Origin of the sequence: Streptomyces sp. NPDC127190 (assembly GCF_042672505.1) — a bacterium.
Lineage (GTDB): Bacteria > Actinomycetota > Actinomycetes > Streptomycetales > Streptomycetaceae > Streptomyces.
This window is the reverse complement of sequence record NZ_JBHXVE010000002.1, coordinates 317,441-338,158: the sequence shown is the minus strand read 5'-3', so window position 1 is coordinate 338,158 and position 20,718 is coordinate 317,441. Positions and strand designations below refer to the sequence as shown.

Sequence of the window (20,718 nt, the reverse complement as noted above, 5' to 3'; positions counted from 1 at the left end):
CAGCAACAGACAAACCAGACCTCTGTGCGAGGAGGTCGACATGGTCCAGGAGCTGCTGGGAGCGATCGCCGCGGCGGCCGTCTTCGGTCTGGTGTATCTCGCGATGGCGGCCCGCGTGGTCAAGCAGTACGAGCGCGGGGTGCTGTTCCGGCTGGGCCGGGTGGCCGGTGACGCCCGGACGCCCGGCTTCAAGCTGATCATCCCGTTCGTCGACCGGCTGCAAAAGGTCAACATGCAGATCGTGACGCTGCCGATCCCCGCCCAGGAGGGCATCACCCGGGACAACGTCACGGTCCGCGTGGACGCGGTCGTCTACTTCCGGGTGATCGACCCGACGAGCGCGCTGGTGAAGGTCGAGGACTACAAGTTCGCGGTCTCGCAGATGGCGCAGACGTCCCTGCGCTCGATCATCGGCAAGAGCGACCTGGACGACCTGCTCTCCAACCGCGAGAAACTCAACCAGGGGCTGGAGCTGATGATCGACAGCCCGGCCGTCGGCTGGGGCATCCAGGTCGACCGGGTGGAGATCAAGGACGTGTCCCTGCCGGACACGATGAAGCGGTCCATGGCCCGCCAGGCCGAGGCCGACCGGGAGCGCCGGGCACGGATCATCAACGCGGACGCGGAGCTCCAGGCCTCCAAGAAGCTCGCGGAGGCGGCCCAGCAGATGTCCGGGACGCCGGCCGCGCTGCAACTCCGGCTTCTCCAGACCGTGATGGCGGTGGCCGCGGAGAAGAACTCCACGCTGGTGCTGCCGATTCCGGTGGAGCTGCTGCACTTTCTGGAGCGGGGCGGACAGGGCGGACAGCAGCAGGCGCTGCCCGACGGGGACGGCGAGGTCCGGGATGGTTAGGCGGTGCGGGTGACCGGGGAACTCCGCGATGTGCTGCGGCTGCCGGTCGGGGAACCGGTCGAGCTGGCCGCGTACGACAGCCGGGCCACGCCCGAGGCGCCCGGCGGGAAGAAGGTGTCCCGGGCGGACACGGGCCGGATGGGCGCGTGTCTGGCCGAGTTGCAGGAGCGGCTGTGGGCCGCCGGGACCGCGGGGGACCGGCGGCGGGTGCTGCTGGTGCTCCAGGGCATGGACACCAGCGGCAAGGGGGGCACGGTCAAGCATGTCATCGGCCAGTTCAACCCCTCCGGCTGCCGGATCCAGGCGTTCAAGGCGCCGACGGAGGAGGAGCGGCGGCACGACTTCCTGTGGCGGGTGCGGCAGGCGCTGCCCGAGCCGGGCGAGATCGGCATCTTCGACCGCTCGCACTACGAGGACGTCCTCATCGCCCGCGTCCGGCATCTCGTCCCGCCCGCCGAGATCGGCAGCCGCTACGGCCTGGTCAACGACTTCGAACGGTCCCTCGGCGAGGACGAGGTGACCCTCGTCAAGTGCTTCCTGCACATCTCGTACCAGGAGCAGCGGCGCCGGCTGCTGCGCCGGCTGGACCGCCCGGACAAGCAGTGGAAGTTCGACCCCGGCGACATCGACGAGCGGTCCCGGTGGCCCGCCTACCAGGAGGCCTACCAGCTGGCCCTGGAGCGCTGCGCGGCGCCGTACGCGCCCTGGTACCTGATCCCCGCGGACCGCAAGTGGTACCGCAACTGGGCCGTCAGCCGGCTGCTGCTGGAGCATCTGACGGCCCTGGACCCGCAGTACCCGAAGCCCGGGTTCGATGTGGCGGAATGCCGGGACCGGCTGCTGAACCAGAGGTAGGCGGGTACCCGGCGCGCATGCGCGAGCAACCGCATCTCACGGATTCGTACTGGCTGCGGACCGCCCCGGGGCCCGAGCTTCCCGCCCTGGACGGGGATCTGGACGCCGATGTGGCCGTGGTCGGCGCAGGTATCGCCGGGCTGAGCACCGCCCATGAGCTGGCCCGCGCCGGGCTGCGGGTGGTGGTGCTGGAGGCCGGGCGGGTGGCGGCCGGGGTCACCGGCTACACCACCGCCAAGCTGACCGCCCAGCACACCCTGGTCTACGACCGGCTGCGCCGCACCCGTGGCCCCGAGGCCGCGCGGCTGTACGCCCGCTCGCAGTCGGAGGCGATCGAGCATGCCAAGCGGCTGGTGGACGAGCTGGGCATCGACTGCGAGTGGGAGACCCGGGACGCCTACACCTTCGTACGGGACCAGGCGCGGGTGGACGAGGTGCGGGCGGAGGCGGAGGCCGCGCGGGAGGCGGGGCTGCCGGCCGCGTTCACGACCAGGACCGGGCTGCCGTTCCCGGTGGCGGGCGCGGTCCGGGTGACCGGGCAGGCGCAGTTCCACCCGGTCAGGTATCTGCGGGCGCTCACCGCGGATCTGCTCGCGCGGGGCGGGCGGGTGTACGAGCGGACGCGGGTCGTCGGTCTCCAGGAGGGCGGGCGGCCCTGCCGGGTGACGACCGAGGCCGGCCACACGGTGACCGCCGGGGACGTGGTCGTCGCCACCCACTACCCGGTGTTCGACCGCGCCCTGCTGTTCCCCCGCCTCTCCCCACGCCGGGAACTGGTGGTCGCCGGGCCACTGGACGACGGCGCCGACCCGGAGGGCATGTACATCACGCCGGAGGAGAACACCCGGTCCGTGCGCACCGCGCCGTTCGGGGCGGACGGGCAGCGGCTGCTGGTGGTCACCGGGGAGCACTTCACACCCGGCACCGGCGATGTGCGGGCCGGTCTCGACGCCCTCGCCGGCTGGGCCGAGCGGCACTTCCCCGGCGTGACGCTGGACCAGGCCTGGGCCACCCAGGACAACGACGCCACCGACACCGTGCCGATGGTGGGTCCGCTGCACCCGGCCGCCCGGCACACCTACGTGGCCACCGGCTTCGGCGGCTGGGGGCTGAGCGGCGGCATCATGGCCGGGCTGCTGCTGACCGCGCTGATCACCGGCCGGGACTGCGCCTGGCGGGAGCTGTACGACCCGCGCCGGCTGAAGCCGGTGGTGCGGGAGGCACCGGCACTGCTGAAGACGCAGGCGGAGGTGGCCCGGCACTTCGTCGGCGACCGGCTCAAACCGCCCGTCTCGACGGACGACATCGCGCCCGGCGACGGCGCGGTGGTCCGGGCGGCCGGCGGCGGGCGGGTCGCCGTGCACCGGGACGACGCGGGTGAGCTGCACGCGGTCTCGGCCCGCTGCACCCACCTGGGCTGCCTGGTCGGCTTCAACCGCGCCGAACGCGCCTGGGAGTGCCCCTGCCACGGCTCCCGCTTCGCCGTCGACGGCACCGTGCTCCAGGGTCCGGCGGTGCACCCGCTGGAGCGGCGGGAACCGTGACGCCCGCCGCTCACTACGCTGGACCTATGAGCGACGAGGACTACTGCACGGTCGCCGCGGCCCCACGGCCGCCGCAGGCCGACGGACCGCCGTACGCGGAGTGCGTGCTGTGCCGGCAGCCCACGGAGTACCCGGAGTCCTACAAGGGCATCACGCTGTGCCCGGTGTGCGAGTGGCAGGAGGCGCAGCGCACCGCCTGTTCAGGGTGAGCGGCGCGCGGTGAGACCCGCGGCCAGGGCGAAGGCGGCCGCCGTGAGGACGGCCGCCCCGGTCAGCGGCAGCAGCGACAGCGGCGCCCGGCCGGTCTGCGAACCGGTGACCAGACCACTGACCGCGGCCTGCGCCGGGGACCCGGTCACCACCACCGCGAGCAGCGCGCCCAGCAGCATCGCCGGGACCGCGCGGCCGGTGGACCGCAGCACCGGCCGGTTGGTGAGCGCGCCGACGGCCGCGCCGAGCAGCGCGCAGACCAGGGTGGCCGGCAGCCCGGCCGCGGCCGCCCGCAGCCGGGGCACCGGGATCAGGTGGCCGTTGCTCGCCGCGTCGCTGACCAGCGTGAAGACCGCGGTCGCGGCCACCCCGAGCAGCACGGCCACCAGCAGCGCGGTCAGCAGACAGGCGAGGTGGGCCCGGACCGGCCCGCGCGCGGCGGCGACACAGGCCTGGGCGGCGGGCGGCTCCGCCGTGACACAGATCCGTACCAGCCAGGCGGCGACCGGCAGCAGCCCGGCGGCCGTGTAGCCGAGCGAGTCGAGGATCGGCTCGCCGCTCTGCACGCCGACCCCGAGGAAGGCGACGTAGAGGATCACCGGCGGCAGCCACCGCTGCGAGCGCAGCAGCAGGTCGGCCTGGTAGCGCAGGAGTGCGGTCATGGGCGGTCCTGGAAGTGGTCGGGGGCGGCCGCGGGATCCGGGGGCGTGGCGACGCTGACCACGTGCCACGGCGGGTCGGCCGTGAGCAGCGCGCGCAGCACGACGTCGGAGCGGGCGGCGGGGACGGTGAGGCGGTAGGTGCCGGGCGTGGTCTCCTCGGCGGAGGCGAGGGCGCGCACGGCGTCCGGCGGCAGCTGTCCGCCGGCCGGTCCCCGGACCGTGATCCGGGCGAGCGGCCCGGTCTGCGGACGCGGCGTCGCGGTACGGCGCTCCAGCCGGCCGTCGGTCACGGCGTAGGTGGCGTCCGGCGCCCCGGCCAGCCGGCGGGGGTCGTGGTCGACGAAGACGACGGCGCCCCCGGCGGCGGTCCGCTCGGCCACCGCCCGCTCCAGCTCGGCCCGCGCGGCCGTGTCCAGCCCGGTCCACGCCTCGTCCAGCACCAGCAGCTCCGGCTCGCCGAGCAGGGCCTGGGCGACGGCGACCTTCTGGCTGCTGCCCTTGGACAGCCGCGCCATCGGCGTACCGGCGTAGGCGGCGGCGCCGAAGCGCTCCAGCCAGGTGCCCGCGGCGCGGGCGGCGTCGGCGCGGCCGAGGCCGTGGACGGTGCCGAGGTGGGTCAGATAGCCGATCGTCGTGAAGGGCAGGGCGGCGGGGAAGCGCTCGGGTACGTAGGCGGTGCGGGGGCGGCCGGTGACCCGGCCCTCGGTGGGGGCGTCGAGGCGGGCCAGCAGCCGGAGCAGGGTGGACTTCCCGCTGCCGTTCGCCCCTTCCACCCGGATGAGCGTGCCGGGGGCGACGGTGAGGTCGACCCCGCGTAACACCCAGGGGCCGCGCAGGCCGTAGCGGCGGCCGACGGCGGTCAGGCGCAGGTCATGGTGCATGGGGCCATTGTGGTCGGCCGGGCGGGGTGCGGGGGCCGCGCCCCGTAGAGTTGGCCGGTGTGAGCAGTGTTTCAGCGCCCCCCGGAGACAGCCCCTTCCACGCCGACCGCACGGTCCGCGACGAGGCACCGCAGTTCGTGCTGCCCCTCGTGGTGCGGATCGAGCGTGCCGCGCCGCCGGCCCGTACCGACGCGCTGGAGACGGCCGCGCGGGCGGTGCTGGTGCTGCTCGGTGACGCCCGGGCGCTCGGTGACGGCGAGTGGGCCGAGGCGGTACGGAACTGGGAGGACGCCCGGATCCGCAAGGTGGTCCGGCGGGCCCGGGGCGCGGAGTGGCTGCGGGCCGAGGCGCTCCCCGGCATCACGCTCACCGGAACGTCCGCGCAGGTACGGGTGTTTCCGCCCGTCCCGCTGGACGGCTGGCCCAAGGAGCTGGCCAAGCTCCAGGTGTCGGGCACCGAACTGGACGACCCGGAACCGCCGCCGGCGGCCGGTTCCGCCGAGCCGGTGCTGTGGCTCAACCCCGAGCTGGAGATGTCGGCCGGCAAGGCGATGGCGCAGGCCGGGCACGGCGCCCAACTGGCCTGGTGGGCGCTGTCCGACGCGGCGCGCACCGCCTGGCGGGACGCCGGCTTCCCGCTGGCCGTCCGCACCGCGGACCCCGCCGCCTGGCCGGAACTGACCCGCTCGGGGCTGCCGTTGGTCCGGGACGCGGGCTTCACCGAGATCGCCCCCGGCTCCTGCACGGTCGTGGCGGACCATCCCGCCCTGCGCTGACCGCCCGCGCGGCGACGGACCTCAGGAACCGGCGCGCGGCAGGGGGAGGGAGCGGGCCTCCTCCAGGACGCGGTAGCCCGTGCTGGTGTACAGGCCCATCGCGACCTCGTTGCCGCCCCACACGGTGAACATCAGCACCGAGTCGCCGGCCGCGAGCGTCGCCTGTTCACCGGCCGTCATCGCGGCCCGGCCGTAGCCCTTTCCCCGGTGCTGCTCGTGGATGTACAGCGAGTAGCCGTAGCTGACCCCGGGAAGGTATCCGTGCTTCAGCCAGCCGGTGCCGATCCGCTCGCCCGCCGCCTCCAGCACCAGGAAGGTGTGGTCCGGCGTGTCGAGGCCCTCGGGGACCAGCTCCGCGAAGTCGCGGTCGGCCTTGCGTGCGGCGTCCTCGGGGCTCAGGAATCCGGCCCGGATGATGTCCCCGGCGTACTGGGCCTTCTCGGCGGCGACCCACTCGGGATACTCGTCCGGTGTCATGGGCCGCACGGTGACGCCGTCCGGCGCGTCCGGCGGGGAGCCGATCGGCCGGGTCCGGAACTGGGCGCGGACGCCGTACCCGGCGAACAGCTCGCCGGCGGGCTCGGTGAGCGTCACGTCTATCCGGTGCGCGCCCCGCTCCTCGCACCAGGCCTCGGCCCAGTCCCGGGCCACCTGCTCGTGGCCCCGGCCGGCGTGGCGCGGGTCGATGTGCAGGTCGTGGATCCGCCCCGTGGGGACGCCGTTGCGGTCGTCGGCCGTGGCCACGGCGACGTGCCCCACGCGGGTCCCGGCGTCCGTGATCTCGGCGACGGTGCAGTCAGCGATGCCGGCGCGGCCGTTCTCGATCAGGCGGTCCGCCGCGGCCGCGGTCAGCCCGGACGCCGTGTACGCGGTGCGCAGCCGCCGCTCGAAGTCCGCCTGCCAGTCGGTGGTTTCGCCCAGGATGCTGATCTCGGTCATCGGGGCACAGTAGCTTCCGCTGTCATGATCCTGATCGGAATATCCCGCCGAAGCCGGTGCCTCCGGCGGAACCTCAAATGTTGCTCTGAAGGAAGCCCGTAGGTGATTCGGTGCGGTGTGCCGGGGCCATACCCCCCTCACGGACCAGGAGGGGGACACGGATGCGGGGACTGGGCACGGGGATCGGGTGGCGGCCGGAGATCGCCGAGGCCGTCGAGCGCATGCCGGGCATCGACTGGGTGGAGGTCGTGGCGGAGAACGTCTGCCCCGGCCATCTCCCCGACTCCCTGCTGCGGCTGCGGGAGCGCGGGGTCACCGTGATCCCGCACGGGGTGTCCCTCGGCCTCGGCGGCGCCGACCGGCCCGACCCCGACCGGCTGACGGCGCTGGCGGAGCGGGCGGAGGCGCTGGGCGCTCCGCTGGTCACCGAGCACATCGCGTTCGTCCGCGCGGGCGGCCCGCGCACCGCGTCCCCGCTGCTGGAGGCCGGGCACCTGCTGCCGGTGCCGCGCACCCGGGACGCCCTGGACGTGCTGTGCGAGAACGTCCGCATCGCCCAGGAGGCGCTGCCGGTGCCGCTCGCCCTGGAGAACATCGCCGCCCTGTTCGGCTGGCCGGGCGAGGAGCTGACGGAGGGGCAGTTCCTGTCCGAGCTGGTCGAGCGGACCGGCGTACGGCTGCTGATCGATGTCGCCAACCTGCACACCAACCGCGTCAACCGGGGCGAGGACCCGGCCGAGGCACTGGCCGCGCTGCCGCTGGAGGCGCTCGCCTACGTCCATGTCGCGGGCGGCTTCGAACGCGACGGCGTCTGGCACGACAGCCACGCCCACCCCGTCCCCCGCCCGGTCCTCGACCTCCTGACCGACCTCTCCACCCGGGTGGCCCCGCCCGGGGTGCTCCTGGAGCGCGACGAGAACTTCCCCGAACCGGCGGAGCTGGAAGCCGAGCTGACGGCGATCCGGGCGGCGGTGGCGGTTGGGCGGGCTCGGGGTACGGCGCGGGGTGCCGCTGGTGCCGGTACGGCCGAGCGGGCGCGGGGTACGGGTGCCGCTGATGCCGGTGCGGTTGGGCGGGCTCGGGGTACGGCGCGGGGTGCCGCTGGTGCCGGTGCGGCCGGTAGGGCTCGGGGTACGGCGCGGGGTTCCGGTGATGCCGGTGCGGCCGAGCGGGCGCGGGGTACGGGTGCTGCTGATGCCGGTGCGGCCGGTAGGGCTCGGGGTACGGCGCGGGGTGCCGCTGGTGCTGGTGCGGTTGGGCGGGCTCGGGGTACTGGTGCCGCTGATGCCGGTGCGGTTGGGCGGGCTCGGGGTACGACGCGGGATGCCGCTGGTGCTGGTGCGGCCGGTAGGGCTCGGGGTACGGCGCGGGGTGCCGTTGATGCCGGTGCGGCCGGGGGCCGTACGGCGGCCGGGGGCGGGGGTGTGGCCGTGCTGGCGCGGGCGACGGCCGGGGCGGAGGTCCGCGAGGCCACCCGGCAGCGGCTCGGGGTCGCCCAGGCGGCCGTGCTGTCGGCGCTGGTGGCGGGGACGCCGGTGCCGGAGGGGTTCGACCGGGTGCGGATGGGGGTACAGGCGCGGGCACTGGCGGCGAAGCGGGCGGACGTGGTGGCGAAGGTCGCGCCGGAACTGCCGGGGATCCTGGGGGCGGGCTACCGGCCGGCGTTCCTGGAGTACGCCCGCGAGCGGCCGATGAACGGGGGATACCGCCGGGACGCCCTCGACTTCGCGGCGCATGTGCTGCGCAGCGGGGCGGAGTTGGCGGGCGGCGCGGACGCCGCGCTGCGGGAGTGGTGGCTGGACCGGGCGGGCCCGGCGCCGAGGCCCCACGGGCGGCGAGCGCGGCTGGCCCGGGCGGTGGGGAGGGTGCTGCCGGGGAGGAGGTGAGGCGCGGACGGCCGGTGCGGGCGGGGCGCGGCGCGGCCGGAGCGATGCCGGCCCATGGCCGGAACCGGCGCGCACCCCAGCGGCCCCGAGGACGCGCACCCCGGCCGCGCCGCGCAGCAGCCGGAAGCGACGCACACCTCAGGCACCCCGACGGCGCGCGCACCCCAGCCGCGCCTCTCCCCCAGCCGGAAACAGCACGCACCATGGCGGGGAACACCACGGTGTTGTCCGCCTGGGCGGGCCGCTCCCCCACCCGGAAACAACACGCACCCCGGCCGACCCGACAGCCCCCCGGCGGCAACGCGCAGTAGCCGGAAACGGCGCACGCCTCAGGCACCCCGACGGCGCTCACCCCAGCCGCACCGCGCACCAGCCGGAAGCCACGCACACCTCAGCCACCCAGCCGGCCCGCACCCCGGCCACGCCGCTCCCCCACCCGCAAACTTCACGTCACCCCAGCCACCCCGCCCCCGGCCGGAAACAGCGCGCTGCCCAGCCGTGCCGCCCCGCGATCCTCCCCCGCCGTCCACCGCCCAGTAATATCCAACCCCGCACCAGCCCGTACCACCCCGCACCCGCCCCCCGACCCACCGTGGTGTGCGGTGCGTAGCAGGAGTCACCATGCGACCGCGTCCCCCGATCCAGGGTCGAGGCATATTCAGCGGCACCGGGCTCGTCATCGCGGCCCTCGCGGCGACCACGGTCGCGCTGCTGTACCCGCTGTGGACCTACGCCGACCGGCAGCAGCCCGCCGGCGCGGCCACCCTGAGCGCCCGGGCCGTGACCACGCCGTACGGCCCGCTGTCCGCGCAGGACCAGGACTTCATCACCAAGGTGCGGCTGGCCGGACTGTGGGAGCTGCCCGCCGGCCGGCTCGCGGAGCGCAAGGGCACCACCCCGGCCGTACGCGCGGCGGGCCGGCACCTGATCGACGGCCACACCTCCCTCGACGCGCATGTGCGCACCGTCGCCACCCAGCTCGGCGTCCCGCTGCCCAACGAGCCGAACGAGCAGCAGAAGCAGTGGCTCGCCACCCTGAACACGGCCCAGGGCCAGGACTTCGACCGCCAGTTCGCCGGCCTGCTGCGCCTGGCCCACGGCCGGGTCTTCTCGCTGGTCGCCGCCGTCCGGGCGGGCACCCAGAACTCCCTGGTCCGCGATCTCGCCGACGACGCCAACGCGACCGTCCTCGACCACATCAAGGTCCTGGAGGCGACCGGATACGTCGACTTCGCCTCGCTCGCCCGCGAACTGGCGGCCTCCGCCACCCCGGTACCGACCCCGCCCGCGGTCGCACCCGCCTCCGCCGTCCCGGTCACGCCCGGCCCCTGACCTGCGTGGCGAACGGAACGTCACAAAGCCGCAACACCGCGTCCGGATACGGGAAATGCCATGGCGCGGGCCCGGGGCCGTGACATAGAAACACGTCATGTTCTGGGTCCTACTCCTGCTCCTGGCCTGGGCTTTCGCCGGTACGGCCTGTACCCGGCTGTGTCTGGCGGCCGCCCGCGCGGCCGCCGTCGACACGGATGTCGCGACGGCGGACCGGGAGCACGCGCTGACGTTGTACGAGGCGGCCTTCCTCTCCGGCGGCCCCGCCCGGGTCGCCGACGTGACCCTCGTGTCGATGGCCCGGCAGCGCCGTCTGCTGCTCGCCCACACCGGCTGGGCCACCGTGGTGGACCCGCGGGGCCGGGACGAGCTGGAGAAGTCCGTCATAGGGGCGATAGGGCCGGAGGGCCAGTCCCGGATCGCACCGGTGCGGGCGCGGACGGCCGGCGCGGAGGCGGTACGGCGGCTGGCCGACGGGCTGGTGCGCGCGGGCCTCGCGGTACCCGACGGCGCCCGTACGGGGACCGTGGGAGCCGCCGTACGGCAGGTGCGGGCCGCCGCCGCGGCCGCGCTGCTGCTCGGGGCGACCGCGCTGCTGCTGCCCGTCGAGCCGGGGACGTCCCGGCTGCTGGTCGGCCTGTGGTTCGCGCTGCCCGTCATCCTGTCCCTGAGCTGCCTGGCCATCGCCCGCTTCGAGGTGCACCCGTACTCGCGCTGGGCCTCCCCGGCCGGTCAGCGGCTGCTGGGCGCGCTGGCCCGCAGGCCGGCCGGTGACGAACGGTCCTTCCTCACCTCGGTCGCCATGCGGGGCGTCCGCGCGATCGGCGAACCGGAGCTGCGCGCGGCCTTCGCCCACCGCGACCAGCCACACTGGCGGGACTAGGGCCTTTCTTTCGGATCAGGTCGGCTGCGGCGCCGGCGCCTTCTCGGCCGACCCGAGCGGGCTCATGGGGGTGCCCCCTGCTCATGGGGGTCCCCCCGCGCGAGCGAAGCCGAGCGTGGGGGAGAGTGACGACAACGCAGCAGATGTGCGTGCCAGGGCCCGCGACGCCGGCAAGATCCGAAAGAGAGGCCCTAGGGGCGAAAGAGAGGTCCTGAGGGCGCCGGAGGGCTTCGGGGGCGCATAGGGGGCATTGGCGCCGACACCGGCCGGGTGGTGCTTGCCTTCCCCGACAGTCATACGAAACATCCCTTTTGTGGTCGCCGGGCCATGGCAGCCGTGCCATCGCCGCCGCTCACCGAAGGGATTCGCGATGAGAACTGCCGCCCTGTACTCGGCCGCTGGCTCCTTGCTCCTGACCAGCCTGGCCGCGGCCCCCGCGGGCGGCGCACCCGGCGGGCCCGGCAGCCTCCCCGGCGCCCCCGGCACGGCCGAGCTGCGCGGCACCGCGGTGGCCGTGGCCCGCGCCCGGGCGGCCGGGGTCGACTTCGGGACCTGTTCCGCGGCCGACGTGCCGGACGCGCCGGAGGGCCTGGAGTGCGGCACCGTGACCGTCCCGCTGGACTACGCGCACCCCGACGGCAGGCGGATCCGGCTCACCGTCAGCCGGGTCCGGGCCACCCAGCGGGACCCGCGCAACAGCAAGCGGAAGGTGCCCCGGCAGGGCGCCCTGGTCTACAACCCGGGCGGGCCGGGCGCCTCCGGCATGTACTTCCCGCTGATCGGCGGGGTCCCGCAGTGGAAGCAGATCGCGGCCGCCTACGATCTGGTCGGCTACGCCCCACGCGGAGTGGGCCGTTCGGCGCCGCTGTCCTGTGTGGACCCCGCGCACTTCCTCAAGGCACCGACGGCGGCGCCGGAGCACCCCTCGGAGAGCTACAAGCGGCAGCGGATCGCCCAGGCGAAGGCGTACGCGCGCGGCTGCGCGCAGCGGTCCGGGAGCGGGCTGCGTTTCTTCAACTCGCTCAACAACGCCCGTGACCTGGACGTCCTGCGGGCCGCGCTGGGCGAGGACCGGCTGACCTTCATGGGCGCGTCGTACGGCACCTACTTCGGCGCGCTGTACGCGGCGATGTTCCCCTCGCATGTGCGGCGCATGGTGCTGGACTCGGCGGTGGACCCGGACCCGGAGAAGATCTGGTACCGCGACAACCTGGACCAGTCGGCCGCGTTCGAGGACCGCTGGGCGGACTTCCGGGAGTGGATCGCCCGGAACGACGCCGTGTACCGGCTCGGTGACACCCCCGCGAAGGTGCAGCGCAGCTACGACACGGCGCGGGAGCGGCTGGGCCGGAAGGCGGCGGGCGGCACGGTCGGGCCCGGCCAGTTGCAGAACGCGTTCCTGACCGCGGGTTACTACGACGACTTCTGGCCGAGCCGGGCCGCCGCGCTCTCGGCCTATCTGCACGGCGACCCCAAGCCGCTGGTCCGGCTGGCCGCCCCGAGCCCGGAGTCGGCCGCGGAGGCGGAGAACGGCAGCGCGGTGTACACGGCCGTCGAGTGCAACGACGCGCCATGGCCGACGGACTGGAAGGTGTGGGACCGGGACAACACCCGGCTGGCCCGCTCTGCGCCCTTCGAGACCTGGGACAACGCGTGGATGAACCTGCCGTGCGCCTACTGGCCGGCGCCCCGGCAGCGGCCGCTGGACGTGCGGACCGGGCCGGGTGAGCTGCCGCCGGTGCTGATCCTGGCGGCCGAGCGGGACGCGGCCGCGCCGTACCCGGGGGCGCTGGAGATGAGCCGGCGGCTGGCCGGTTCGGCGCTGGTGACCGAGCGGGACGCGGGGACGCACGGCATCGGGGGCGGCCCCAATGCGTGCGTCAACGCGTACCTCGATGCGTATCTGCTGGCGGGACGGGTGCCGGAGCGGCATGCGTCCTGTGCCCCGCACACGCCCCCGGCGGCCGGGCCGAAGGCGCAGAGCACCCTCGCCGGCAGGGCCGGGCGGCGGTGAGGCGGCCTGCGCTCAGGCCAGGCCTGCCACCAGATCCGCGATGTCCTTCCTGCGGCCCGTGAAGAAGGGGACTTCCTCGCGGACGTGCATGCGGGCCTCGGAGCCGCGCAGATGGCGCATGAGGTCGACGATGCGGTACAGCTCGTCGGCCTCGAAGGCCAGGAGCCACTCGTAGTCGCCGAGCGAGAACGAGGCGACCGTGTTGGCGCGCACGTCCGGGTAGCCGCGGGCCATCTTGCCGTGGTCGGCGAGCATGCGGCGGCGGTCCTCGTCGGGCAGCAGGTACCAGTCGTAGGAGCGCACGAACGGGTACACGCTCACGTAGTTGCGCGGCGTCTCGTCGGCGAGGAAGGCCGGGATGTGCGAGCGGTTGAACTCCGCGGGGCGGTGCAGCGCCATGTTCGACCACACCGGGGTCAGCGCACGGCCGAGCCTGGTGCGGCGGAACAGGTTGTACGCCTCCTGGAGCTGGTCGCTGGTCTCGGCGTGCCACCAGATCATGAGATCGGCGTCGGCCCGCAGGCCGGAGACGTCGTACGTGCCGCGGATCGTCACGTCCTTGGCGGCGAGCTGGTCGAACAGCTCCTGGACCTCGTCGGCGTATCCCGCGCGGTCCTCCGGCAGTACGTCCTTCAGCTTGAAGACCGACCAGAGGGTGTAGCGGATGACCTCGTTGAGGTCCTTGGCCAGCTTGCCCTTGTTCGGGATCCTGCCGGACTCGGTGGTGGAGGCGTCGTCACTCATGTCCCTTATTCTCCTGCTCCGCCGTGCAGACTCTGCACCGGGGCCGCGGTGAGCTGCTGCACACCGCGCAGATCTCCGCCCAGCTGGTCCACCGCGGCGTTGGCGCTCGCGATGCACGCCGGGATGCCGACGCCGTCGTACTGCGCCCCGCACACCGCGAGGCCGGGCAGCTTGGCGACGTGTTCCCGGACGCGGGCCACGCGCGCGTGGTGGCCCACCGGGTACTGCGGCAGGCCGTCGGTCCAGCGGGTGACCCGGGTGCGCAGGGGTACGGCGTCCAGTCCGGTGGCCTCCCGCAGGTCGTGCCGGGAGACCTCCACCAGCTCGGCGTCGTCGCGCTCGAGGATCTCCGTCTCGCCGTGCCGGCCGACCGAGGTGCGCAGGACGACCACGTCGGGGTCCTCCTCGGCGATCCAGCCCCACTTCTGGGAGGCGAAGGTGGACGCCTTGATGGTGCGGCCGTCGACGGGCGGGACGAGGAAGCCGCTGCCCTCGGGCAGCTCCAGCCCGGTGCGCCGGTAGGCGAGGGTGACCAGGGCCATGGAGGCGTACTCGATCGCGGCCAGTTCGGCGGCGGCCGCCGGGGACTCGGCGCGCAGCAGCCGCGCGGCGGCCGGGGCGGGTACGGCGACGATCACCGCGTCGGCGTGCAGCACCCGGTCGCCGGCCGTGACCCGCCAGCCGCCGCCGGCCTCCCGGCGCAGCCCGGTCACGGGCGTCCCGGTGCGGATCTCGCCGCCGCGCGCGCGGACGGACTCGGCGACGGCGAGGGGCAGCGTGCCCACTCCGCCCTCGATGCCCATGAAGACCGGGCCGGTCTGCGCGCTCGCGGCGGCCTTGGCCTGGATCTCCCGGACGCCCTCGGTGAGGGAGGTGTGGGTGCGGGCGGCCTGGAAGAGCTGGGGTACGGCCGAGCGCATCGAGATGCGGTACGCGTCGCCCGCGTAGACCCCGCCGAGGAGGGGCTCGACCAGCCGGTCGACGACCTCGCGGCCGAGCCGGGCGGCCACGTACGCGCCGACCGCCACGTCGTCACCGATCTCGGTGCGGGGCAGGCCGGCGTCCTGCTCGATCCGGGCCAGGCCCTCGTCGGACAGGACTCCGGACAGCGCGGCGGCGGTGCCGGGGACGCCCATCACATGGCCCTTCGGCATGGGCCGCAGGGCCCCGCGGGTCCAGATCGAGGCGGTGGCGGTGGCCGGCGGCTGGAGCCGCTCGCCGAGGCCGACCTCCCGGGCGAGGGCCACTGCCTCGGGGCGGCGGGCGAGCATCGACTCGGCGCCGAGGTCGACCCGCACGCCCGCGATCTCGCCGGGCAGCAGCTTGCCGCCGACCCGGTCGGAGGCCTCCAGGACGGTCACGCGGACGCCGCGTGCCAGCAGGCGGTGGGCGGCGGCCAGGCCGGCGACACCGGCTCCGACGACGACGGCGTGCTCCGCTTCGGTACCCCTTGCGCTCATGCCCCCCACTCTCTCAGACCCCGCTGACACTCCGTCCGGGACCCGGGAACACCGGTGCGACGGGCAGGTCCTGCCCTAGCGTGTCCTCATGGGCAACGGTGGCATGGAGCGGCTGGTCGTGATCGGCGGAGACGCGGCGGGGATGTCCGCCGCGTCACAGGCGCGGCGGATGAGGGACCCCGGCGAGCTGGAGATCGTGGCGTTCGAGCGCGGGCACTTCACCTCCTACTCGGCGTGCGGCATCCCGTACTGGGTGGGCGGCGACGTGGCCGAGCGCGACGACCTGATCGCCCGCACCCCCGAGGAGCACCGGGCCCGCGGGATCGATCTGCGGCTGCGCACCGAGGTGGTGGAGATCGACGTTCCCGGACAGCGGGTACGCGCGCGTGACGTCGATTCCGGGGCCGAATCCTGGACGTCGTACGACAAGCTCGTCCTCGCCACCGGCGCCCGCCCGGTCCGCCCGGACCTGCCCGGCGCGGACGCCGCGGGGGTGCACGGTGTGCAGACCCTGGACGACGGCCAGGCCCTGCTCGACACGCTCACGCGTGCGCGTGGGCGCCGCGCGGTGGTCGTGGGGGCGGGCTACATCGGTGTGGAGATGGCCGAGGCGCTGCTCCACCGCGGCTTCGAGGTGACCGTCGTCAACCGCGGCCGGGAGCCCATGTCGACGCTCGACCCGGACATGGGCCGGCTGGTGCACCGGGCCATGGAGGGCCTGGGCATCACCATGGTGAACGACGCCGAGGTCACCAAGATCCTCACCGACGCGGACGGCGGCGTCCGCGCGGTGGCCACCCGGGAGGCCGAGTACCCGGCGGACGTGGTGGTCCTCGGGATCGGCGTCCGCCCGCAGACCGGTCTCGCCGAGGCGGCCGGTCTCCCCCTCGGCGCCCACGGCGGCCTGCTCACCGACCTCGCCATGCGGGTGCGCGGCCACGAGAACATCTGGGCGGGCGGTGACTGCGTGGAGGTGCTGAACCTGGTCTCCGGCCAGGAGCAGTACGTCCCGCTGGGCACCCACGCCAACAAGCACGGCCAGGTCATCGGCACCAACGCGGGCGGCGGCTACGCCACGTTCCCGGGCGTGGTCGGCACGGCCGTCAGCAAGGTGTGCGACCTGGAGATCGCCCGTACGGGGCTGCGCGAGAAGGACGCCCGCAGGGTGGGTCTCGCGTACGAGACGGTCACCATCGAGTCGACCAGCCGCGCGGGCTACTACCCGGGTGCCTCCCCGATGACGGTCAAGATGCTCGCCGAACGCCGTACCGGCCGGCTGCTCGGCGTGCAGATCGTGGGCCGGGAGGGCGCGGCGAAGCGGGTGGACATCGCCGCGGTGGCGCTCACCGCGCGGCTGACGGTGGAGGAGATGACGGCCCTGGACCTCGGCTACGCCCCGCCCTTCTCCCCGGTGTGGGACCCGGTCCTGGTGGCGGCGAGAAAGGCGGCGGCGAAGGTGCGCCAGGGAGCGGCCCGGTGAGGCGCCCTATGCCGACCCGCTGATCCGGGGCAGGGCGGACACCGCCGCGCCGCCGGTGGCGTCCGCGGGCTTCGCATGGGTGGCGGTCGGCCGGGCCGAGCGCAGGCGGTGGCTGACGGCCTCGTCCAGCGTCACCGGCCGCCCGGTCTGCGCCGCCAGCCGGCCGGCGTCCTGGCCGAGCCGGGCGACGTCCTCCCAGGGGAGCCGTATCACCAGTGACAGCTCGGCCTCGCCGTCGGGCAGAGCATGCAGAGCCGGAACCTGTGCAGCGTTCATCGCCTGTCCTCACGTCGGTTGTGAAGAGATACGCACACCCGCTCGGAGGTGTTCACCGATTCACCCGGCCCGCCTGGGGCAGTAGTCCTGTGTGGTCATCCCCGTCCATGACGTGAACCCGGTGCGCCGCACCCCCTGGGTGACGTACGCCCTCATCGCCGCCAATGTGCTCGTGTTCATCTCCACGCCCGGCATAGCCGGTTCCGTGGCCGGCGGCAGCGATCTGGTCCAGCTGTGCCGGCTGCACGCCTTCATGGACCACTACGCGGCGGTCCCGCGGGAACTGATCCACCATCAGCTGCCGGGGGTGGTGCCGACGGGTCAGGCGGGGCTGGGCGCGCACGGCCCGGGCTGTGTCGTGGGCCCGCCCGGCTACCACAAGTCGCCGGCGCTGTCGGTGTTCACGGCGATGTTCCTGCACGGCAGCTGGCTGCACCTGCTCGGCAACATGCTCTTCCTGCTGATCTTCGGCAACAACGTCGAGGACCGGATGGGGCACATCCGCTTCTTCCTCTTCTACGTCGTCTGCGGCTATGCGGCCGGGTACGGCTTCGCGCTGCTGAACGCCGGTTCCGGCGACCCGCTGATCGGGGCGTCCGGGGCGATCGCCGGGGTCCTCGGCGCGTACATCGTGCTGTGGCCGAAGGCCCGGGTGTGGGTGCTGGTGCCGTTCCTGGTCTTCCTGCCGCTGCGGCTGCCCGCCTGGCTGGTGCTGGGCTTCTGGTTCGCGCTCCAGGCGGTGTACTCCTCGGGGCACGGCGTCTCCGGCGCCGGCACGGTGGCGTACGCGGCGCACGTGGTCGGCTTCGTGGCGGGCGCGCTGCTCGCCTGGCCGCTCAAGCCCGGTACGCCTGCCCCGCCGGAGCCGCGCGGCCTGCTGTTCGGCAGGCGCGCCCGGCCCCGGTACACATGGTGAGGCTCAGCGCGCGCTCGCGGCGTGGACGTACTCGACGAGGCGGGTGAGCGCGTCCGGGTCGGTGTTCGGCATGACCCCGTGGCCGAGGTTGAAGATGTGTCCCTCCAGCCCGGCGGCGGCGTCGAGCACCTCCTGGGCCTTGGCCTCGACGGTCTCCTTGCCGGTGAACAGCACGGTCGGGTCGAGGTTGCCCTGGAGCGCCTTGCCCGGGCCGACGCGGCGCCGGGCCTCGTCCAGCGGGACCCGCCAGTCGACGCCGACCACGTCCGCGCCGGCCTCGCCCATGAGCCCCAGCAGCTCGCCGGTGCCGACGCCGAAGTGGATGCGCGGGACGCCGTACCCGGCGACGGCGTCGAAGACCTTCGCCGAGGCGGACATGACCGAGGCGCGGTAGTCGGCGGGGGCGAGGGCGCCGGCCCAGGAGTCGAAGAGCTGAACGGCGCTCGCGCCGGCCTCGATCTGGACCTTCAGGAAGGCGGCCGTGATGTCGGCGAGGCGGTCCAGCAGGTCGGCCCAGAGCTGCGGGTCGCCGTACATCATCGCCTTGGCGTTCTCGTACGTGCGGGACGGGCCGCCCTCGACCAGGTAGCTCGCGAGGGTGAACGGCGCGCCGGCGAAACCGATCAGCGGGGTGCCGCCCAGCTCGCGGGTGAGCAGGCCGACGGCCTCGGTGACGTAGGGCACGTCCTCCGGGGTGAGGTCACGCAGCCGGTCCAGGTCGGCGCGGGTGCGGATCGGCTCGTCGACGACCGGGCCGACGCCGGGCTTGATGTCCAGGCCGACGCCGATGGCCTTGAGCGGGACGACGATGTCGCTGTAGAAGATCGCCGCGTCGACGTTGTGCCGGCGGACCGGCTGGAGGGTGATCTCGGTGACCAGCTCGGGGCGCATGCAGGAGTCGAGCATCGGGATGCCCTCGCGGACCTTGCGGTACTCGGGCAGGGAGCGGCCGGCCTGGCGCATGAACCACACGGGGGTGTGCGGTACGGGTTCGCGGCGGCACGCCCTGAGGAAGGCGCTGTCGTACGTCGGGGTCGGCTGCGTGCTCTCGTTCGCGGTCACAGTGGCAAGTTTCGCATGCCGCCGTTCCGCGGCCCGCCCGGCAGGGGGTGCCCCGGCGGCGGGGCGCTCGCGCATGCCGTAGGGGTGTCTTGCCCTGCGCGGGGGCCCGCTTCGCCTTACTCTTCCCCGCATGGCTGCGGCTCACGGACAAATGTCGGACGACTCCGACGGAATGGACGACGTGCAGGACACCGAGGGGGCGGACCCGCGTTCCCGTGCTTCAGGCCCCCCGGCTTTCCGGGCCGCGGTCGACGCCCTGCGCGGGTGCCGGCTGCGGCCGCAGGTCGAGGTGGAGCCGACGCCGGCGCCGCAGCGGCTCGCGCCGTACGCGTACGCGCTGGAGGCGGTGGTGGTCGACGGCGAGCAGGAGCTGGCCGACGGCCGGCTGGTGCTGCTGCACGACCCGGCCGGGCACGACGCGTGGCGGGGCACGTTCCGGCTGGTGACGCTGGTGCGGGCGGAGCTGGAGCCGGAGATGGCGGCCGATCCGCTGCTGCCCGAGGTGTGCTGGTCGTGGCTGACCGGTGCGCTCCAGGCGCGCGGGCTCGGTTACGGCGAGCCGAGCGGCACGGTCACCCGGGCGGGGTCGCACTACTTCGGGGGGCTCGCCGAGCGGCCGCCCGCCTCGCAGATCGAGATCCGGGCCTCCTGGACGCCTCGCGAGGGGCTGGGCGGGGTGCCGGACACCGCCGCCCACCTGGCCTCCTGGTGCGATCTGCTGGCGCAGGTGGGGGGGCTGCCGCCGGCCGGTCCGGGGGACGCGTCGGTGGTGACGCTGCCGCAGCGCCGGGGCCCGCAGCCGCACTGAGCGGCCACCGTCGAACCGTCGAACCCGCGAAAACACGGTGAGCGCCGTATTGACCATCTCTTTGTCGATACGGCCACTTTCCGCATCGGAATCGCATCCGCTTGAACCGACTCGATCTTCGGATGATCGATCGCGTGTCCGAATTGCACGGATTGTTACTCACTAGATCGTGATCATTCTCTAAAGGCGGACGGGTTTGCTGCCGAAGACGACTGTGACCTTGAAAGCACGGTTAGTCCCGGCTTCATCCCCCCAAGCCGGCCCCCCGTCCCCCCACCCCAGGAGGCCTGGTGTCCGTTCTCCTCGAGCAGCCCGCAAGCCTGGTCGCCTACCGCCCGAACAAGCCCACCGCCATGGTGGTCGTGGCCGACCCGCGCGTCCGCTCCACCGTCACGCGCCACCTGTGGGCGCTCGGCGTGCGCGATGTCATCGAGGCCTCGTCCATCGCCGAGGCCCGCCCCCGTATCGGAAACCCCCGCGACATCTGCGTCGCCGACGTCCACCTGCCCGACGGCTCCGGCCTGACCCTGCTGTCCGAGACCCGCGCCGCCGGCTGGCCCAACGGTCTCGCCCTCTCCGCCGCCGACGACATCGGCGCCGTCCGCAACGCCCTGGCCGGTGGCGTCAAGGGCTACGTCGTCACCGGCACCCGCACCAACATCGGGCTGCCCACCCGGCCCGGCGCCACTCCCCTCGGCGCCGCCCGGATGCACCGCCGCCCCCCGGGTGCCCCGAGCCACCCGGGCGGCTACCGGGAACTGTCCGGACGCGAGGTCGAGGTGCTCCGGCTGGTCGCGGAGGGCCAGTCGAACAAGGCGATCGGCGTCTCCATGGGGCTGTCCGCGCTCACCGTGAAGAGCCACCTCGCCCGTATCGCCCGCAAGCTGGGCACCGGCGACCGGGCCGGAATGGTGGCCGTGGCCCTGCGCACGGGGATCATCCACTGAGTCCGCACCGCGACCGCCCGCCCACCCGGGACCCCGCCCGCCCCCCGAGTCGGCCGGGGCCGCCTCCGGCCCTTCCGGGTGAACCCCGCGTTTCCCCGGCCTGACTGGATTACGACCCTCCGGGGGGGGGGGGGGGGGGGGCGGGGGGGCGGGGGGGGGGGGGGGCGCGGCGATCGGGAGGGGTGGGGGT

General features: G+C 74.3%; 20 protein-coding genes. 13 read left to right on the top strand and 7 right to left on the bottom strand.

What is annotated here, in order from left to right; translation table 11 throughout:
• Positions 1-40: 40 nt before the first annotated feature.
• The 4 genes from ACFVIU_RS04755 to ACFVIU_RS04740 are packed head-to-tail and all read left to right on the top strand — an operon-like array spanning position 41 to position 3,461.
• Complete coding sequence (locus tag ACFVIU_RS04755; protein ID WP_385840618.1) at positions 41-853, top strand: slipin family protein; 813 nt, start codon at positions 41-43, stop codon at positions 851-853.
• A gap of 3 nt (positions 854-856) precedes the next feature.
• Positions 857-1,708 (top strand): PPK2 family polyphosphate kinase, encoded by an 852-nt coding sequence (locus ACFVIU_RS04750; RefSeq protein ID WP_385840617.1) that lies wholly within the window; start codon positions 857-859, stop codon positions 1,706-1,708.
• A 17-nt stretch (positions 1,709-1,725) separates the two neighbouring features.
• Complete coding sequence (locus ACFVIU_RS04745; RefSeq protein WP_385840615.1) at positions 1,726-3,252, top strand: FAD-dependent oxidoreductase; 1,527 nt, start codon at positions 1,726-1,728, stop codon at positions 3,250-3,252.
• Positions 3,253-3,278: 26 nt separating this feature from the next.
• Complete coding sequence (locus ACFVIU_RS04740) at positions 3,279-3,461, top strand: hypothetical protein (protein WP_385840613.1); 183 nt, start codon at positions 3,279-3,281, stop codon at positions 3,459-3,461.
• On the opposite strand, the gene ACFVIU_RS04735 is transcribed toward ACFVIU_RS04740, so the two are convergent.
• Positions 3,453-4,124, bottom strand: a complete 672-nt coding sequence (locus ACFVIU_RS04735; RefSeq protein WP_385840612.1) for an ABC transporter — start codon at positions 4,122-4,124, stop codon at positions 3,453-3,455. The genes ACFVIU_RS04740 and ACFVIU_RS04735 overlap by 9 nt on opposite strands.
• Positions 4,121-5,005 (bottom strand): ATP-binding cassette domain-containing protein, encoded by an 885-nt coding sequence (locus ACFVIU_RS04730; RefSeq protein WP_385840611.1) that lies wholly within the window; start codon positions 5,003-5,005, stop codon positions 4,121-4,123. Before ACFVIU_RS04730 ends, ACFVIU_RS04735 begins: the two co-directional genes overlap by 4 nt.
• A 59-nt stretch (positions 5,006-5,064) precedes the next feature.
• Between ACFVIU_RS04730 and ACFVIU_RS04725 the strand changes: the two genes are divergently transcribed.
• Entirely contained in the window at positions 5,065-5,781 is a 717-nt protein-coding gene (locus tag ACFVIU_RS04725; RefSeq protein ID WP_385840610.1) for a peptidyl-tRNA hydrolase, read from the top strand.
• A 21-nt stretch (positions 5,782-5,802) separates the two neighbouring features.
• On the opposite strand, the gene ACFVIU_RS04720 is transcribed toward ACFVIU_RS04725, so the two are convergent.
• Positions 5,803-6,720 (bottom strand): GNAT family N-acetyltransferase, encoded by a 918-nt coding sequence (locus tag ACFVIU_RS04720; RefSeq protein WP_385840609.1) that lies wholly within the window; start codon positions 6,718-6,720, stop codon positions 5,803-5,805.
• A 161-nt stretch (positions 6,721-6,881) separates the two neighbouring features.
• On the opposite strand from ACFVIU_RS04720, the gene ACFVIU_RS04715 reads away from it, so the two are divergent.
• From ACFVIU_RS04715 to ACFVIU_RS04700, 4 genes are all read left to right on the top strand, one after another.
• Complete coding sequence (locus tag ACFVIU_RS04715) at positions 6,882-8,606, top strand: DUF692 domain-containing protein (protein ID WP_385840607.1); 1,725 nt, start codon at positions 6,882-6,884, stop codon at positions 8,604-8,606.
• 621 nt (positions 8,607-9,227) lie between these two features.
• Complete coding sequence (locus ACFVIU_RS04710) at positions 9,228-9,938, top strand: DUF4142 domain-containing protein (protein WP_385840606.1); 711 nt, start codon at positions 9,228-9,230, stop codon at positions 9,936-9,938.
• A gap of 97 nt (positions 9,939-10,035) precedes the next feature.
• Complete coding sequence (locus tag ACFVIU_RS04705; protein ID WP_385840605.1) at positions 10,036-10,821, top strand: TIGR04222 domain-containing membrane protein; 786 nt, start codon at positions 10,036-10,038, stop codon at positions 10,819-10,821.
• Positions 10,822-11,191: 370 nt separating this feature from the next.
• Positions 11,192-12,835 carry an alpha/beta hydrolase gene (locus tag ACFVIU_RS04700; protein ID WP_385840604.1) on the top strand — a complete coding sequence of 548 codons (1,644 nt, stop codon included), beginning with the start codon at positions 11,192-11,194 and terminating at the stop codon, positions 12,833-12,835.
• Positions 12,836-12,847: 12 nt separating this feature from the next.
• Here the strand turns inward: ACFVIU_RS04700 and hemQ are convergent, their stop codons facing one another.
• Together hemQ and hemG are read right to left on the bottom strand one after the other, a co-directional pair.
• Complete coding sequence (gene hemQ / locus ACFVIU_RS04695) at positions 12,848-13,579, bottom strand: hydrogen peroxide-dependent heme synthase (RefSeq protein WP_385840602.1); 732 nt, start codon at positions 13,577-13,579, stop codon at positions 12,848-12,850.
• Between the two features lie 5 nt (positions 13,580-13,584).
• Entirely contained in the window at positions 13,585-15,039 is a 1,455-nt protein-coding gene (gene hemG / locus ACFVIU_RS04690) for a protoporphyrinogen oxidase (RefSeq protein ID WP_385840601.1), read from the bottom strand.
• Between the two features lie 88 nt (positions 15,040-15,127).
• Between hemG and ACFVIU_RS04685 the strand changes: the two genes are divergently transcribed.
• Positions 15,128-16,519, top strand: a complete 1,392-nt coding sequence (locus tag ACFVIU_RS04685; RefSeq protein ID WP_385840600.1) for an FAD-dependent oxidoreductase — start codon at positions 15,128-15,130, stop codon at positions 16,517-16,519.
• 6 nt (positions 16,520-16,525) lie between these two features.
• Here the strand turns inward: ACFVIU_RS04685 and ACFVIU_RS04680 are convergent, their stop codons facing one another.
• Positions 16,526-16,795, bottom strand: coding sequence for a hypothetical protein (locus ACFVIU_RS04680; protein WP_385840599.1), 270 nt, complete (start codon positions 16,793-16,795; stop codon positions 16,526-16,528).
• A 91-nt stretch (positions 16,796-16,886) separates the two neighbouring features.
• Between ACFVIU_RS04680 and ACFVIU_RS04675 the strand changes: the two genes are divergently transcribed.
• Positions 16,887-17,711, top strand: a complete 825-nt coding sequence (locus tag ACFVIU_RS04675) for a rhomboid family intramembrane serine protease (protein ID WP_385840597.1) — start codon at positions 16,887-16,889, stop codon at positions 17,709-17,711.
• Positions 17,712-17,714: 3 nt separating this feature from the next.
• Here the strand turns inward: ACFVIU_RS04675 and hemE are convergent, their stop codons facing one another.
• Entirely contained in the window at positions 17,715-18,773 is a 1,059-nt protein-coding gene (hemE, locus tag ACFVIU_RS04670) for a uroporphyrinogen decarboxylase (RefSeq protein ID WP_385840596.1), read from the bottom strand.
• Positions 18,774-18,903: 130 nt separating this feature from the next.
• Here hemE and ACFVIU_RS04665 point away from each other — a divergent pair, with 130 nt between their 5' ends.
• Complete coding sequence (locus tag ACFVIU_RS04665) at positions 18,904-19,581, top strand: DUF3000 domain-containing protein (protein WP_385840594.1); 678 nt, start codon at positions 18,904-18,906, stop codon at positions 19,579-19,581.
• Positions 19,582-19,871: 290 nt separating this feature from the next.
• Positions 19,872-20,528, top strand: coding sequence for a response regulator transcription factor (locus ACFVIU_RS04660; protein WP_158925899.1), 657 nt, complete (start codon positions 19,872-19,874; stop codon positions 20,526-20,528).
• The last annotated feature ends 190 nt before the right edge of the window (positions 20,529-20,718 follow it).